The sequence below is a fragment of the Mycobacterium sp. MMS18-G62 genome (genome assembly GCF_053877835.1).
The window spans coordinates 451,280-466,684 of record NZ_CM132662.1; the positions used below are offsets into that span (position 1 = coordinate 451,280).

Here is a 15,405-nt window from a genome sequence, read left to right on the forward strand (position 1 = left end):
CGTATGCAAGCTCCGAAATGCTTGCCGGAGCGGGCAATTACTCGTCGAGCAGCTGCGGGTCGTCTTCGAGGTGCATCAGCCCGTTCCAGCAGAGGTTCACCAGATGCGCGGCCACCACTTCTTTCTTCGGCTCACGCACGTCGAGCCACCACTGCGCGGTCATCGACACCGAGCCGACCAGCGCTTGCGCATACAGAGGCGCCATGTCGGGGTCGAGGCCGCGGCGGGAGAAGTCGCCGGCCAGGATCGACGACACCTGGTTGACGGCCTCGTTGAGCAGGGTGGAGTAAGTGCCGCCCGAGGTGATGGCCGCAGGAGAATCGCGGATCAGGATGCGGAACCCGTCGGTGCGTTCGTCGACGTAGGTCAGCAGCGCCAGCGCGACCCGCTCGATGCGCAGCCGGGACCGGTTGTTGGTCATCCGCGTCAGCGACGACGTGATGCCGTCCAGCAGCGCGGACATCTCGCGGTCGACCACGACGGCGTACAGCCCCTCCTTGCCGCCGAAATGCTCGTAGACGACGGGTTTGGAGACGTTGGCCCGCTGCGCGATCTCCTCGATCGAGGTTCCCTCATAACCGCGCTCGGCGAAGAGCGTCCTTGCGACGTCGATCAGTTGATGGCGCCGCTCGGCGCCGGTCATCCTGGCCCGGGGTGCGCGCACTTCCTTGTCGGGTGCTGCCACGTCGTTCAGGGTATCTTTCGGCGTTGACTCTGCGGTGGTGGCGCGGAGTACTCGCACTTCTGCGCCCTGGGCGCAGAGTGAACGGCGTATCGGGCGTATCGGCCCATTCGACTAGCATCACGAGTTGATCAGTCCGTCGTGGTGTAATCGGCAGCACCTCTGATTTTGGTTCAGATAGTTCAGGTTCGAGTCCTGGCGACGGAGCTCTATGTCCAACGTGCACGGTGAGGCCGCCGTCGTGGTCCTGGCCGCGGGGGCGGGCACCCGCATGCGCTCAGACACCCCGAAGGTGCTGCACAACCTGGCCGGCCGCAGCATGCTCGCGCATGCCCTGCACGCGGTGGCCAAGGTGGCGCCGCAGCACCTGATCGTGGTCGTCGGCAAGGACCGCGAACGTGTCGCGCCGGCGGTCGAGCAGCTGGCCGATGACCTTGGCCGCGGCATCGACATCGCCGTGCAAGAAGAGCAACTCGGTACCGGACACGCGGTGGGATGCGGCCTGTCCGCGCTGCCCGACGACTTCACCGGAATCGTCGTCGTGACGTCGGGCGACGTCCCGCTGCTGGACGCCGACACGCTGACCGAGTTCATCGCCACGCACGCCGCGGCACCCGCCGCCGCGACCGTACTCACCACCACGCTGGCCGACCCGACCGGCTACGGCCGCATCCTGCGCACCCAGGACGGCGCCGTCATCGGCATCGTCGAGCAGGCCGACGCCACCCGACAGCAGCACGCCATCACCGAAGTCAACGCCGGCGTCTATGCGTTCGACATCGCCGCGCTGCGCTCGGCGCTGAGCCGCCTGCGGTCGGACAACGCTCAGCAGGAGCTCTACCTCACCGACGTGATCGCGATCGTGCGTTCGGACGGCCACATCGTTCGCGCCCATCACATCGACGACTCCGCACTGGTCGCCGGTGTGAACGACCGCGTCCAGCTGGCCGAGCTGGGCGCCGAACTGAACCGCCGCATCGTCGCCGCGCATCAACGCGCCGGTGTCACGATCGTCGACCCGGCGACCACCTGGATCGACGTCGACGTGACCATCGGCCGCGACACCGTCATCCACCCCGGCACGCAGCTGCTGGGCACCACGCGGATCGGCGGGCTCTGCCAGATCGGGCCGGACACCACGCTGACCGACGTCGTCGTCGGAGACAAGGCCGCCGTTGTCCGAACCCACGGCGGCCAGTCGACGATCGGCGACGGCGCGGCCGTCGGACCGTTCGCCTATTTGCGGCCGGGCACCGTGCTGGGCGCAGACGGCAAGCTCGGCGCGTTCGTCGAGACGAAGAACTCCACCATCGGCGCCGGCACCAAGGTGCCGCACCTGACCTACGTCGGCGACGCCGACATCGGCGAGCACAGCAACATCGGCGCGTCGAGCGTGTTCGTCAACTACGACGGAGAAAACAAGAACCGCACCACGATCGGCTCGCATGTGCGCACCGGGTCCGACACGATGTTCGTCGCGCCGGTCAACGTCGGCGACGGCGCGTACACCGGCGCGGGCACGGTCGTGCGCGAAGACGTGCCGCCGGGCGCGCTGGCAATTTCGGCGGGCCCGCAGCGCAACATCGAGGGCTGGGTGTCGCGCAAGCGGCCCGGCTCCGAAGCCGATAAGGCAGCCCGCCGCGCCTCCGGCGAACAAGACGACTCCGGCGACGATCGCAAGTCGTGAGCCGGTTGCCCGTTGTTGGCATTCCGGCTACCCGTACGATTAGGCCGTATCGATCCCCGAGCAATGAGGGCACCGTGGGCACCGAGTGGACCGACAACCGCAAGAATTTGATGCTCTTCTCGGGTCGCGCGCACCCTGAGCTGGCCGAGCAGGTGGCCAAGGAGCTCGACGTCCCGGTCACCGCGCAGACCGCCCGCGACTTTGCCAACGGCGAGATCTTCGTTCGCTTCGACGAATCCGTGCGTGGCTGCGACGCGTTCGTGTTGCAGAGCCATCCCTGGCCGCTCAATCAATGGCTGATGGAACAGCTGATCATGATCGATGCGCTCAAGCGCGGCAGCGCCAAGCGGATCACCGCGATCCTGCCGTTCTATCCGTACGCCCGGCAGGACAAGAAGCACCGCGGCCGCGAGCCGATCTCGGCGCGACTGGTCGCCGACCTGCTCAAGACCGCCGGCGTCGACCGCATCGTGACGGTGGACCTGCACACCGACCAGATCCAGGGCTTCTTCGACGGACCGGTCGATCACATGCGCGCGCAGAACTTGCTGTGCGGCCACATCGCCGAGAATTACGCCGACCACGACATGGTCGTCGTCTCCCCCGACTCCGGCCGCGTCCGCGTCGCCGAGAAGTGGGCCGACGCGCTGGGCGGAGTACCGCTGGCCTTCATCCACAAGACCCGCGACCCGCTGGTGCCCAACCAGGTGAAGTCCAACCGTGTCGTCGGCGACGTCAAGGGCAAGACGTGCATCCTCACCGACGACATGATCGACACCGGCGGCACGATCGCAGGCGCGGTCAAGTTACTGAAGAACGACGGTGCGGGCGACGTCATCATCGCCGCGACGCACGGTGTGCTGTCGGATCCGGCGCCGCAGCGGCTGGCCGAGTGCGGCGCCCGCGAGGTGATCGTCACGAACACCTTGCCGATCGGTGAGGACAAGCAGTTCCCGCAGTTGACCGTGCTGTCGATCGCACCGCTGCTGGCTAGCACCATTCGCGCGGTGTTCGAAAATGGCTCGGTGACAGGCCTTTTCGACGGGTCGGCGTAGTGGCTGACAGCTTCATCTATCACAACCCCCGCTGTTCGACTTCGCGCAAGACACTGGACTTGTTGCGCGACAACGGCGTTGAGCCGACTGTCATCCAGTACCTGAAAACGCCACCATCGCGTGCCGAGCTGGTCAAGATGATCAAGGATGCGGGTATCGACGTTCGCACCGCGGTGCGCAAGCGTGAGCCGCTGTACGCCGAACTGAACCTCGCCGATGCCAGCGACGACGAACTGCTCGACGCGATGGCCGCGAATCCGATTCTGATCGAGCGACCGTTCGTCGTCACACCCAAGGGCACTCGGCTGGCCAGGCCGATCGACAACGTCCGCGAGATTTTGTGAAGTTGCGCCGAGGCGTGGTGGCCGCGCTGGTGCTTCTCGTCGCCACGGGCTGCGGCGCGAAAAGCCCTGACTATCAGTCGGTTTGGTCGACATCGGCAACCACCACAACGCCGACGAGCACCGAGGCACCCGTGCCGATCTCGCAGTACCTCGAAAGTGCGGGCGTCACGGGCGAACCCGTCGCGCCCGACAAGCTCACCGACCTGATGGTGACGATGCCGCAACCGAAGGGCTGGCAGGGATACAGCAACCCGAATCTCGCGCCGGGCACGCGGGTGGTCGCCAAGGGCGACACCTATCCCACCGCGATGCTGATGGTGTTCAAACTCAACGGCAACTTCGACGTGAACGAGGCCATCAAGCACGGCTATGCCGACGCCGAACTATCGCAGAACTTCACGCGCCTGAACGCCTCGACCGACAATTGGCACGGGTTCCCGTCGTCGATGATCGAGGGCAGCTACGACCTCAACGGCCGCCGGATGCACAGCTACAACCGCATCGTCATCGCGACCGGCGCCCCGCCGGCGAATCAGCGGTACCTGGTGCAGTTCACCGTGACGGGCTACGCCGACAAAGCCGCCGAGGAGGCGCCCGACATCGAAGCGGTCATCGGGGGATTCGACGTCAAGGTTCCGCCCGCACCGCCGAAGTAACCGGCGCACTAGGGTAAGCGCCATGAGTCAGTGGACCGCTGCCGATCTGCCATCGTTCGCCGGGCGCACCGTCATCGTCACGGGCGCCAATAGCGGGCTCGGCTTGGTGACCGCGCGTGAACTCGCCCGCGTCGGAGCCAAGACCATCCTTGCGGTCCGCAACACCGCCAAGGGCGACGAAGCCGCGTCGGGCATGACCGGAGACGTCGAGGTCCGCAAGCTCGACCTACAGGACCTGTCGTCGGTGCGTGAATTCGCGGCAGGCGTCGACGGCGTCGACGTGTTGATCAACAACGCCGGCATCATGGCCGTGCCGTACGAGCTGACGGTCGACGGGTTCGAGAGCCAGATCGGCACCAACCACCTCGGCCACTTCGCGCTGACCAACCTGCTTCTGCCGAAGCTCACCGAGCGGGTGGTGACGGTGTCGTCGCAGATGCACCTGCTCGGCTACATCAGCCTCAAGGACCTGAACTGGAAGTCGCGGCCGTATTCGGCGTGGCTGGCGTACGGGCAGTCGAAGCTGGCGAACCTCATGTTCAGCAGTGAGCTGCAGCGGCGCCTCGACGCCGCGGGGTCGGCATTGAAGTCGCACGCGGCGCACCCCGGGTACTCCGCGACCAACCTGCAGGGGCACACCGGCAACCGGGTGGGCAGCTGGTTCTGGGACACCGGAAACCGCCTCGTGGCCACCGACGCCGACTTCGGCGCACGCCAGACTCTGTACGCGGCGTCGCAGAATCTGCCTGGCGACAGTTTCATCGGACCGCGGTTCGGGATGCGGGGCGCCACGGGGCGCTCCCCTCGCAGCCCGCTGGCCCACAACGGGAAGAAGGCGACGGCGCTGTGGGACCTATCTGAGCAGCTCACAGACACCAAATTTCCGCTGTAGGCAATTCATCGGATACCCTTGCTGCGCCCGATGTCGCCGCCGAGCGGCTCCGGGTGCGTCACGGCGAGGGTGGTCACAGCCACCGTTATCGACGGGATCCCGCATCTGATGGTTTGCGACCCTGGCCGTGCCCGAAACAACGACCGGCACAGGAGCAACACCCATGGCTAAGACTTCCACCGCGAACAAGCTGACCGCTGCCGTGCGCAGCGAGACCGGCAAGGGCGCGTCGCGCCGCGCCCGCCGCAACGGCAAGGTTCCTGCCGTCCTCTACGGCCACGGCACCGATCCGCAGCACCTCGAACTCGACGGGCACGACTTCGCGGCCGTGCTGCGTCACTCCGGCACCAACGCCGTGCTGACCCTCGACATCGACGGCAAGGAACAGCTCGCGCTGACCAAGGCCCTCGAAATCCACCCGATCCGCCGCAACATCCAGCACGCCGACCTGCTCGTCGTGCGTCGCGGCGAGAAGGTCACCGTCGAGGTCAACGTCGTCGTCGAGGGTGACGCCGCCTACGGCACCCTGGTCACCCAGGACGCCAACACCATCACGATCGAGTCGGATGTGCAGTCGATCCCCGAGCAGCTCACCGTTTCGATCGAGGGCGCCGAGATCGGCACGCAGTTCACCGCGAGCTCGATCACGCTGCCGTCGGGTGTGACGCTCGTGTCGGATCCCGACACGCTCGTCGTCAACGTCGTCGCGGCGCCTACCGCTGAGGAGATGGAAGGCGAGGGTGCCGGCGAGGCAGCCGAGGAAGCTGCCGGCGAGGAAGCCGAAGCCGCGGAGGGCGAGGCGGCCGAAGAGGCGCCCGCCGAAGAGTCCGAGTAGGCAGGCTCCGATATGGCCGAGCCACTTCTGGTGGTCGGCCTGGGAAACCCTGGTCCCCAGTACGCAACGACGCGACACAACCTCGGTTTCCTTGTCGCCGACATCCTTTCGGACCGCATCGGCTCGGGGTTCAAGGTGCACAAGAAGTCTGGGGCCGAAGTGGCCACGGGCCGGCTCGGCGGACGGTCGGTCGTGCTCGCCAAGCCGCGGTGCTACATGAACGAGTCCGGTCGGCAGATCGGTCCGCTGGCCAAGTTCTACTCCGTGCCGCCCGCCGACATCGTGGTGATCCACGACGAGCTCGACATCGAGTTCGGCCGCATCCGGCTCAAGGTCGGCGGCGGCGTCGCGGGGCACAACGGACTCCGGTCAGTGGCGTCGTCGTTGGGCACCAACGACTTTCAGCGAGTGCGCATCGGCATCGGCCGGCCTCCCGGCCGCATGGAAGGCGCGGCGTTCGTGTTGGGAAACTTCACCAACGCCGAGTGGCGTGACGTCCCCACCATCTGCGAGCAGGCCGCCGATGCCACCGAGCTGCTCGTCAAGGATGGTTTGGAGCCTGCTCAGAACATCGTGCACGCCTGGGGCTAGCGGCTACCGTTCGGCGTGGCCGGCCAGCGTGCTGACCGGCGCCTGGGTGGTGAGGCGCCCGGCGACGAATTGCGCTGCCTGCGTTGCCAATCCAGATTCGACGTAGAGGCTGTGGGCCGGTACGTCGTCACCGTTCGAGCACACCGGATCCGCCCCGTTGCACAGGTCGATCGTCTTGGAGCCGTACAGCGGGCTCAGCGCGGTCAACGGACCGCCGAGCAGCCGGATGGACGGGTTGCCGAAGACAGCTACCGCAGCGACGTGGTCTGCGATGTTGGCAGGCATGGGCTGGGTGAACCCGAGGGTCGGTTGATCGGCCACCGTGATGGCGTCGATGACGGCCGCGCCTTGGGAGTACCCGCCGAGGACGATCTTGGTGTCCGGGCACGTGGTGGCGATGTTCTGGACGAACAGACTCGCGTCGTTGGCGCCTTCGGCCGCACGCAGGAAGTCGCGCGTTGCGGGGTAGTTGACGGCGTAGACGGCGACGGACTTGCCCTTGACCTGGGGCCGAAGCGCGTCGACGAACCCGTCACCGACACGTCCGATGCCGTCCGGCTCGCCGGTGCCGCGTGCGAACACGACCTGCACTGCCGGGCAGGCCGTCGCTTGCGCAGAGGCGATGCTCGTCGCGCCGGAAGGAAGTACAGCCGGTGCGGCCAGCGTCACACCCGAAACCAATGCTGCCGCAACGATGATCAACAGCCGACGCATCTTCATGCTATGGGCAAACCACGTAGCCCGTAAAAGTATTCCGCCAGCGCTGCTAGCGGCTTCAACGTCCCTTGATGCCGCTGTCGACGACCTTTACTTGCTTGTGTGGGTAGCGACGTTCGGCGTGCGCCTTCGCCGCCGAGTTGGGCAACACGTAGAGCGTTTCCTTCTTCTCTTGCAGCGGCTTGAGCACGAGGTCCATGAACCCCTTGCGGTCGTCGAGGTAAGGCTCGATAACCTCCTCGCCCGCCGGGCAGACCGCCAGGCAATAGGCCGCCTTGTAATTGGCCTTGAACGACAGGCTTTGCCACATCGACGCGTTCTCCGAATCGCTGACACGTGAGCGGAAGTCGTCGGCGTCGGCGCTGTCGGCGATGGTCTGCGCCCAATCGGTGAACCCACCCATGAACTCGCGGTAGTTGTGCACCGAACAGGCGATGAAGTCGAACTCGCCGTCCTTCTTGATCGCACCGACCGGGCAGGCCGCCACGCACAGCTTGCATTCCAGACACGGCGAATAGTCCAGCGGCTCACCGTAACTGGTGATCGGAGCGGCCACCAGAATCGTGCCCAGCAGAATAAAGTTTCCGAACTTCGGATGGATCACATTGCGATGGATCCCCATCGCACCGAGCCCGGCTGCCACCGCGACCGGTTTGTGCGCCACCACCCAGATCCGTCCGGGAAACCGATCCATTTCCATCGGGAAGGACATCGACGGGTTGATCGCACGGTACCCGGCGTCCTGCAGCGCGCGGGTGATCCGGTGCGCGGCCTCGTTCATCATCTCGCCGCTGCGGTGGAATTCCTGGTTGGCCACGCTGCGCGCGGTCGACCGGACGTTATCGCGGTTCATCTTGACCACCAGCGAGATGTAGCTCTGCGTTCCCGGTAGCGCCGCCTCGACGTGTTCACGTTCGGAGGCCAGATCCGGGTTGTCCACGCTGGCGAACGCGACGTCGTCAGCACCGGCGTCAAGGCACACCTGACGCAACCATTCGGCGTCGATGGCGCCCGGCCGGAGTGTCTTTCGTGACCGCACGGCCTGCACAGTCGGATGGTCGGCGAGCCGCACCGGGATTTTGTCCATGCTGGGTATGGTACACACTACTCAGCCATGCGGGCGCCCCCGTAAAGATTGCGTCTGAATCCCCCGCTCGGCGCCTGAATGCGGGTACACCGGAGCTATGGACGAGGGCACACCCGGCCCGCTGCGCCACAGCTGGCAGCGGCTGATCGACGGTGACCGTCCATGGGGATCGATCGACATCCGGCCGGATCGCTTCGGGGTCACCCGCTACCGGCTGGTGGTCTATCCACCCGGCATCAGCGAATCCGAACGCCGAAGGGTGCGGGTCGCACGTGGCTGGCCGCAGTGGGGGGCGTTGGTGTGGATCGTCAGCGAAATCGTCCTCAGCCACACGATCGCGCCATGGGCTGCGTTCGCCATGTCGACGGCCGCTTTCCTCGGCTCTGGATTGGTGGCCTTTGCGATGGCAGGCACACCCCGTACGCGTGTTCGCACCATGGCCGCGATGGTGATGGTGGGTTTCCCCGATCCGGTCGCAGGGGCCGCCCGCGACAGACTGGAGACGTTGGCGGCCACACTGATGGAAGCCGACGACCGGCTTGCGGCCGGCCACATCTCGGCGATCCATCATGAGATGGTCTGGTGGCAGGTGTACGACGAAATGTCACCCAGCGATGCGCCCGGCATGCATCCGTCCGGCAGGGGTGCCTAGAGTCAATGCCCTTTGCGCAGGCGCTGCAGCTGTCCGTAAGCGTCGATCGGGCTGTGCAATGCCAGGCCGCCGTCGGCGAACACTATTTGCCCTGTGACCCAAGACATTTCGAGCAGCGCAACGATTGATTCGGCCACGTCGTCGGGCTGGCCGAGCCGCCCAAGGGCGGTGCGCTCCGTCAGGCCTTCGACCCAGCCGCGCAGTTGCTCGGGCTCACCGAGCATCGGCGTCCGGGTGACGCCGGGGCCGAGGGCGTTGACGCGGATGCCATGCGCACCCCATTCGGCGGCCGCGACGCGGACCAGCATGTCGATGCCGGCCTTGGACACGCAGTAGGCCCCCATGTCACGGTCTGCGAGCGTTCCGCTGATGCTCGACACGGCGACGATCGACCCACCCGAGCCCGCGTCGACCATCGCCCGTGCGGTCGCCCGCATCGTCAGCCAGGTGCCCGTCAGGTTGGTGTCCATGACCCGCTGCCAGTCGGCGGGCGACTGCTCGAGCAGCAGCCCTGATGCCCCGATGCCGGCGCAGGCAACTAGTCGGTCCGGCACACCATGGTCGGCGACTGTCTCGTCGATCGCGGCGGTTATCGAAGCGGAATCGCTGATGTCGCAATCGATATCGCCGCCCTGCAGGTCCCACACCACGACGTCGGCACCCGCTTTGCGCAGCCGGTCGGTGACCGCGCTGCCGATCCCGGACCCTCCTCCGGTGACGATCGCGATCACTCGGGCGGACCGATCAGTTCGACGAGTACACCGTCGGGCGCGGTGATCACCGCCATGGCAACGGTCTTGCCGCCCGGTGCAGGCATCTCGATGCGGCGTACACCGTCGTCGAAACCAAGCTCGGCCAGCCCGGCCAGTGTCGCATCGACATTCCGCTGCAGCGACAACAGGAAGAAGCCGAAGGCCGGCGCCGACGGCGTTGACGCACCGGGTTTGGCGTCATCGAACTGCACCAGTTCGACGATGCCGCTGTCGGGTGTGTTCGGGTCGCCGAGAAAGATCGACCGCAGCCGATCGGTCGTCGCCCCGAACAGGGTGGGCCAATCGCCGGTGAAGGTGTGGTCGAACAGCTCGGCGAATCCGAGGCCGTCACACCAGAACCGGATGGACCGCTCGACGTCGGCGGTGACGATCGCCGTGTGATGGATGCCGCTCACGCGGGTACCGCCATCCGTTCGAACGCTTCTAGTCCTACCTCCGCGAGCATCGCCACGAACTTTGTTCCGCTGTAGGGGAATTGCGTCACCACTTTGCCGTTCGGATGGCGGTAGTAGTTGTTGCAGTTGGCAAGCCAGACGGTGTTCTGCATGGCGCGTTGTATCTCGTCGTTGTACGCGTTGTGGATGTCGCGCCTGATGTCGATCGCGTGCACCCGTCGACGGACCATGTCGTCGAGGGTGCGGCGCACGAACTCGGCCTGGGCCTCGAGGATGTAGATGATCGAGGTGACGCCGTTGGTGTTGGGTCCGTAGAGGGTGAAGAGATTCGGGTAGCCGGGGACAACCGTCCCGAGGTAGGCCTCGGCACCGTCGCGCCAGTCGTCGCGCAGCCGGCGTCCGTCGGTGCCGTGCACATCGAGGCTGCACAGGTAATCGGCCGCGCGGAAGCCGGTGCCGTAGATGACGGTGTCGACCCCGTGTTCGGCCCCGTCCGCCGTACGGAGGCCTCGTTCGGTGAACTCCACGATGGGAGACGTCTCCAGGCGCACGTTGGGAAGCGCGAACGTCGGGAACCAGGCGCGCGATTGCAGCGGGCGCTTGCAGCCGACGGGATAGGAGGGAGTCAGCTTGGCACGCAGAACCGGATCCGGCACCTTGCGCTGAAGATAGGCGTAGGCCATCTCCGTCAGCTCTTTGGTCATCGTGGAGTCGACCGCGAAGTTGGCTGACTCGTATGCCTCGAAGGCGGCGTCGCGAACCTTCAGTGCCTCTTCCGGATTGCTCTCGAACAGATCCTGCTGATCGGCGGTAAACGGTTCGTCGTAGCGCGGTGACACCCAGATCGGCGTCCGCTGAAACACCGTCAAATGCTCAGTGTGCGGGGCGATCTCGGGGACATACTGGATGGCGCTGGCGCCTGTTCCGATGGACGCAACACGTTCGCCTGCCGTCGATTTCGAATGGTCCCATTTCGACGAGTGGAACCTGCGACCGCGGAATCGGTCGGCACCGGGAATGTCGGGGATGTTCGGGACGTCCAGCATGCCGACCGCGGTGACGACGACGTCGAACTCTCGCGTACCGCCGTCCTCGGTCTGCAGCGTCCACCGCATGTTCGTGTCCGACCACCGAAGGGCGGTGACGCGGGTGTGTGCGACGAGGTGATCGCCGAGCCGATTGTCCGCGGCGACCGTCTCCAGATAGGTGAGGATCTCCGGCTGGTTGGCGAACGTCTTGCTCCACCGCGGATTCAGCGCGAACGAGTACGAGTAAAAATGCGATGGCACGTCGCATGCGGCGCCGGGATAGGTGTTGTTGCGCCAGGTACCGCCGAACCCTTCTCCACGGTCGAAGATCGTGAAGTCGTATCCACCCTTGGCGAGCTGGATTCCCATCGCGATGCCGCCAGGGCCCGCACCGATGACCGCGACCTTCGGTTTTGCACCCGCCATCTTTGCAATCATTACATATATAGCGTAATGCGTAACGGTGGCGGGCCCGGGGTGATTGGCGGTGAGTTACCGCCGGTCCGATGTGCCGACGGGAAGCCGCGAATCGGACGGGCCGGGACGTCTTGTGCCCACGCCGTCGCACGTTGACTTCGTTACTGCAGCAGGCGCTGAAACAGGTACTGCATTACGCAAGCGGTGTATTGCCACCCAGCCATAGAGTGCCGCCAGGCGTATCTACTGCAAAGGGGGGCTTGGGTGAACGTCAACCTCAGGACGCTCTTCGCTAGAGCCGATCAGCCCGGCACCGACAACAATGCGTCGACGGTCGGCAAACCCTCCGATACCGGCGCCGCCGGCGGCGGCCTGACGGGATCGCTACGAATCCTGTTCGCGTGCTGGGTCGGCCTGGATGCCGCCGTGGTTATCGGACTGGCCGTCTGGAACACGACGCTGACCAGGTCCGCGTGGGACCTGATCGGGTCGGCCCTGTTACTGGGGATCGGTATCACCTGCGCGCTGGCATTCGGTCAGATTCTCACGGGTTCGGGAAACGCCGTACTGACCTCTATGGTGAGCCAGATCTTCATTGTCGGTCTTGCGGCCTACGTGTGGCTGGTCGACCAACGTTCCCCCGTGAGTCAATTGCTCGGAATCACCGGGATCGCGTTGACCCTGGGCTGCATCGCGCTGTTGTGGGTGCTCTACCTCGCGCGATTTGCACGCGGCGCGGTAACTAGGGGCGCTACAGTCGTCGTCGCGCTGTTCCCGTTGATCGGTCTCGTTCAGTTCTGGCTGGAGACCGAGTACCTGCCGCAGGCGTCTCGTCCGCTGGTCGATTTCAGCGCGGAGTTGTCGCCAATGGGCGCAACGGGGCCAGTCATCCACCTATTGGCCAAGGTGACGATGCACAATCGGGGTTCTGTCCAGGCCGATCTCCCGACTGCGCTGATGCGAGTCACGTCCTACCCTTTCGGGACGCCGAGCCAACCCGCCACGCCAGACACCGTGCTTGAGGGCATCAGGTCCAGCGGCTCCTACCGCGAAACGCCGACACCGACGGCAGATGCTCGGCTGCTCTATGCGGAGATCCTCGCCGCTCCGGACAGCGGCGCGTTTTTGGGTCCTGGCGACACCGCCGTATACAAGCGGGTGATTGACGTCGACTCCCGAACAGTGCGGCTAGTCCGCCTGACGGCCGACGGCAGTGTCGTGACTCAGCGAATGTTGGAGGATACCCACACCTGCAACTCCCCCCAGATCTCCTTCTCGAAGGATCCCCGGGGTTACAAGAAGGCGGCGGGGCAACTTCATGACTGGATAAGGCTGGGGCCAGCCATGTGCGCGGAAAGCCAGTTCGCTTCCAGAGGCGTCATCCAAGACTTGGTGTCCGATCACCCCGTGCTGAGAACCGTCGTCGTCGTCGACAACCCACAACATGCCATCGAGCTGCCGACGTTGTTTGCGTACTTTGGAACCCGCGAAACCATCGATGACCCTCTCGGGCTGGTCGACATTGGCCACAAGATCGAAACCGCCAATCCGGCCAGCTCCCTCGAGGATTCCGCGGAATATGCACCGTCGGACGCCGACCTCCACCGTGCACCAGGCTAGCCATCACGGCGCCGCGACCTCGCGGCCTGATCGAGAGCGAACAGCGCTGGCGTCAGAGGCCATTCGACGCCGCGCGGACTGACGACTACGTGAAGCGCTTCACGTGCAACTGCTCTGAAACGCGCCCGCCGAGTCCGCCGTGTGCGGCACACCCGCCGCAGGCCGCCGAGCGGGAAGCTGGAATTCGGTACGGTCGGACCCGAAAGCCGTTGCGACAGAATCACCCGGGTGAATCGGCGACGCGGACGATGACAACTCACCCTGACCCTAGCCAGGATGTGCCCATGGCAACAACGGTTGACCACCTAGCAGACAGCGGCTCACCTCTGGCTTCACGCGCGCCGGAGCTGACCGCGCGGTTCGTCAACGACGCGCTCCCGCATCTGAATCAACTCAACGACCGCGCCCGCCGACTGACCCGCAATGTCGTGGACGCCGAAGATCTCATGCAGGAAACGATGCTGAGGGCCTACGCCGGCTTCAACACCTTCTCCGACGGAACCAACCTTCTGGCGTGGCTGTTTCGCATCATGACCAGCACCTACATCAACGGTCTGCGCCGCGCGCAACACCGCCCAAGCGAGTACCTCACCGACCAAATCACCGACAGGCGACTAGGCCAGGATCGGCACTCTTCGCAAGGGCCGCGATCGGCCGAAGTCGATGCACTGGATGCATTGCGCGACGTCCGACTCGCCGAGGCGTTGGTGACATTGCCAGCGCGTTTTCGGCTGGCTGTTTACCGTCGCGATATCGCAGGACTCTGGAGCCGAGAGATCGCCGAGATCATGACGTGCTGCGCACGCACCGTCATGTCGCGTCTGCACCGCGGGCGGTGGATTTGGACGTCGACATCATTGTTCTTCGCCCAGCCAAAACTCAGCGACCTTGGTTCCTTGCCATGAGGCAAATCCTGGTGCGGGCAGTTTTGCTTCTGGCATCGTGGGCGATCGGACTACTGATTGCGGCGTGGATCGTTCCCGGAGTTTCGTCGTCGGTACCGGGGTTCATCGTCGCCGTAGCGGTGTTCGCAGTAACGCAGGCGATCCTGTCGTTGTCGATCTTGAAGTTGCCCCATCGGTATGCGTCGCTGCTTCTTGGGGGGACCGGCCTGGCATTGACGATCGTCGCCTTGATCCTTGCGTCGATTTCGACGCACGGACTCATTATTGAAGGCGTGGAATCCTGGGTGGCGACGACGGTTGTGGTGTGGCTCGTGACGACGATTGGGGCGATTACGTTGCCCGAGCTGTTCATCCGCGACAGTGCCGGCTCGACGTGACCACATATACGCCTCGCCGCACATGGGTGGATGGCGGTGTTCCGCGTCGAGATTTTGCATTTCGCCCGGGTTCGCGCAGTGACTGGAATTTTGCAATTTCGGCCGACGACGGAGGGAGCGGTGATGGGAGACACGCATGACGATCCGACGGATCACTCTCGGACCACTCAACCGCGCGCTGGCATCGTGTGGAAGGACAACTTCTTCTGGCCAGGGTTGATCCTTCTGGCCGTAGCGACGTTCGCGTTGATCTGCACGGCGGCAGCTGCTGCCTATCGAAATTACGAATGGCTGTCCACCACGGTGCTCATCGCCGTTCTCGGCACGGTCGCCGGAACGCTGTGGTTCGTCGTTGAGAATCGCCGCGTGACCCGCATCGAGGCGCAGTGGGACGCCGCGCACCCAGGTAGTCGGACGCGCTCGAGCACTCGCTAATCACGGCAGCCGAGCATCCTGTCGACAGTGATGTTCAGGTCTCCCAGCCGTAACGTCGATGTAGTTGATTGCGTTGCAAGGAAATTGCCGATTTGTGCCGATAGTTCCTGCGGGTGCGCGTGATGCCAACCGTTTTGGAGCACCACTCGGGTGCGGGCGGTCCAGAGATGGGCCGAAGAATTTGTGTCGGCGTGCGGTCTCGGCCACGTAGAATGAACCGACGCCGCTGCCCCGGCGGAAAATTGTTTGTCGCCAGC

The 15,405-nt window shown here is 65.1% G+C and carries 18 protein-coding genes and 1 tRNA gene; 13 read left to right on the forward strand and 6 right to left on the reverse strand.

What is annotated here, in order from left to right; all coding sequences use genetic code 11:
* Positions 1-37 precede the first annotated feature (37 nt).
* Positions 38-643 carry a TetR/AcrR family transcriptional regulator gene (locus ACWW36_RS02210; protein ID WP_456142339.1) on the reverse strand — a complete coding sequence of 202 codons (606 nt, stop codon included), beginning with the start codon at positions 641-643 and terminating at the stop codon, positions 38-40.
* Positions 644-817: 174 nt separating this feature from the next.
* Here ACWW36_RS02210 and ACWW36_RS02215 point away from each other — a divergent pair.
* From ACWW36_RS02215 to pth, 8 genes are all read left to right on the forward strand, one after another.
* Positions 818-889 (forward strand) — tRNA-Gln (locus tag ACWW36_RS02215).
* A 4-nt stretch (positions 890-893) separates the two neighbouring features.
* Positions 894-2,369, forward strand: coding sequence for a bifunctional UDP-N-acetylglucosamine diphosphorylase/glucosamine-1-phosphate N-acetyltransferase GlmU (gene glmU / locus ACWW36_RS02220; RefSeq protein WP_456139984.1), 1,476 nt, complete (start codon positions 894-896; stop codon positions 2,367-2,369).
* 74 nt (positions 2,370-2,443) lie between these two features.
* Positions 2,444-3,424: a ribose-phosphate diphosphokinase gene (locus tag ACWW36_RS02225; RefSeq protein ID WP_456139985.1), complete on the forward strand. Its 981-nt coding sequence runs from the start codon at positions 2,444-2,446 to the stop codon at positions 3,422-3,424.
* Complete coding sequence (gene arsC / locus ACWW36_RS02230) at positions 3,424-3,768, forward strand: arsenate reductase (glutaredoxin) (RefSeq protein ID WP_456139986.1); 345 nt, start codon at positions 3,424-3,426, stop codon at positions 3,766-3,768. Before ACWW36_RS02225 ends, arsC begins: the two co-directional genes overlap by 1 nt.
* Entirely contained in the window at positions 3,765-4,424 is a 660-nt protein-coding gene (locus ACWW36_RS02235; protein WP_456139987.1) for an LpqN/LpqT family lipoprotein, read from the forward strand. The genes arsC and ACWW36_RS02235 overlap by 4 nt, the downstream gene beginning before the upstream one ends.
* Positions 4,425-4,446: 22 nt before the next feature.
* Positions 4,447-5,316, forward strand: a complete 870-nt coding sequence (locus ACWW36_RS02240; RefSeq protein ID WP_456139988.1) for an oxidoreductase — start codon at positions 4,447-4,449, stop codon at positions 5,314-5,316.
* Positions 5,317-5,479: 163 nt separating this feature from the next.
* Entirely contained in the window at positions 5,480-6,151 is a 672-nt protein-coding gene (locus ACWW36_RS02245; protein ID WP_456139989.1) for a 50S ribosomal protein L25/general stress protein Ctc, read from the forward strand.
* Positions 6,152-6,163: 12 nt separating this feature from the next.
* Complete coding sequence (gene pth, locus ACWW36_RS02250; protein ID WP_456139990.1) at positions 6,164-6,742, forward strand: aminoacyl-tRNA hydrolase; 579 nt, start codon at positions 6,164-6,166, stop codon at positions 6,740-6,742.
* 3 nt (positions 6,743-6,745) lie between these two features.
* On the opposite strand, the gene ACWW36_RS02255 is transcribed toward pth, so the two are convergent.
* Both ACWW36_RS02255 and ACWW36_RS02260 read right to left on the reverse strand, forming a co-directional pair.
* Positions 6,746-7,462 carry a cutinase family protein gene (locus tag ACWW36_RS02255; RefSeq protein ID WP_456139991.1) on the reverse strand — a complete coding sequence of 239 codons (717 nt, stop codon included), beginning with the start codon at positions 7,460-7,462 and terminating at the stop codon, positions 6,746-6,748.
* 55 nt (positions 7,463-7,517) lie between these two features.
* Positions 7,518-8,546 (reverse strand): epoxyqueuosine reductase, encoded by a 1,029-nt coding sequence (locus ACWW36_RS02260; protein ID WP_456139992.1) that lies wholly within the window; start codon positions 8,544-8,546, stop codon positions 7,518-7,520.
* A 97-nt stretch (positions 8,547-8,643) separates the two neighbouring features.
* Here ACWW36_RS02260 and ACWW36_RS02265 point away from each other — a divergent pair, with 97 nt between their 5' ends.
* Positions 8,644-9,198, forward strand: a complete 555-nt coding sequence (locus ACWW36_RS02265; protein WP_456139993.1) for a DUF6611 family protein — start codon at positions 8,644-8,646, stop codon at positions 9,196-9,198.
* A gap of 2 nt (positions 9,199-9,200) precedes the next feature.
* Here ACWW36_RS02265 and ACWW36_RS02270 read toward each other — a convergent pair whose 3' ends face one another.
* From ACWW36_RS02270 to ACWW36_RS02280, 3 genes are read right to left on the reverse strand one after another with little or no spacing between them, the layout of a single operon-like run.
* Complete coding sequence (locus ACWW36_RS02270) at positions 9,201-9,929, reverse strand: SDR family NAD(P)-dependent oxidoreductase (protein WP_456139994.1); 729 nt, start codon at positions 9,927-9,929, stop codon at positions 9,201-9,203.
* On the reverse strand, positions 9,926-10,366 hold the full coding sequence (locus tag ACWW36_RS02275) for a VOC family protein (RefSeq protein WP_456139995.1): 441 nt from the start codon (positions 10,364-10,366) through the stop codon (positions 9,926-9,928). The genes ACWW36_RS02270 and ACWW36_RS02275 overlap by 4 nt, the downstream gene beginning before the upstream one ends.
* Positions 10,363-11,832: a flavin-containing monooxygenase gene (locus tag ACWW36_RS02280; RefSeq protein WP_456139996.1), complete on the reverse strand. Its 1,470-nt coding sequence runs from the start codon at positions 11,830-11,832 to the stop codon at positions 10,363-10,365. Before ACWW36_RS02280 ends, ACWW36_RS02275 begins: the two co-directional genes overlap by 4 nt.
* A gap of 243 nt (positions 11,833-12,075) precedes the next feature.
* On the opposite strand from ACWW36_RS02280, the gene ACWW36_RS02285 reads away from it, so the two are divergent.
* The 4 genes from ACWW36_RS02285 (at position 12,076) to usfY (ending at position 15,148) form a co-directional block, all read left to right on the forward strand.
* Positions 12,076-13,431 carry a hypothetical protein gene (locus ACWW36_RS02285; RefSeq protein ID WP_456139997.1) on the forward strand — a complete coding sequence of 452 codons (1,356 nt, stop codon included), beginning with the start codon at positions 12,076-12,078 and terminating at the stop codon, positions 13,429-13,431.
* A 284-nt stretch (positions 13,432-13,715) separates the two neighbouring features.
* Positions 13,716-14,336, forward strand: a complete 621-nt coding sequence (locus ACWW36_RS02290; protein ID WP_456139998.1) for a sigma-70 family RNA polymerase sigma factor — start codon at positions 13,716-13,718, stop codon at positions 14,334-14,336.
* Positions 14,333-14,713, forward strand: a complete 381-nt coding sequence (locus ACWW36_RS02295; protein WP_456139999.1) for a hypothetical protein — start codon at positions 14,333-14,335, stop codon at positions 14,711-14,713. Before ACWW36_RS02290 ends, ACWW36_RS02295 begins: the two co-directional genes overlap by 4 nt.
* Before the next feature lie 123 nt (positions 14,714-14,836).
* Positions 14,837-15,148 carry a protein UsfY gene (usfY, locus tag ACWW36_RS02300; protein ID WP_456140000.1) on the forward strand — a complete coding sequence of 104 codons (312 nt, stop codon included), beginning with the start codon at positions 14,837-14,839 and terminating at the stop codon, positions 15,146-15,148.
* Positions 15,149-15,405: the final 257 nt, after the last annotated feature.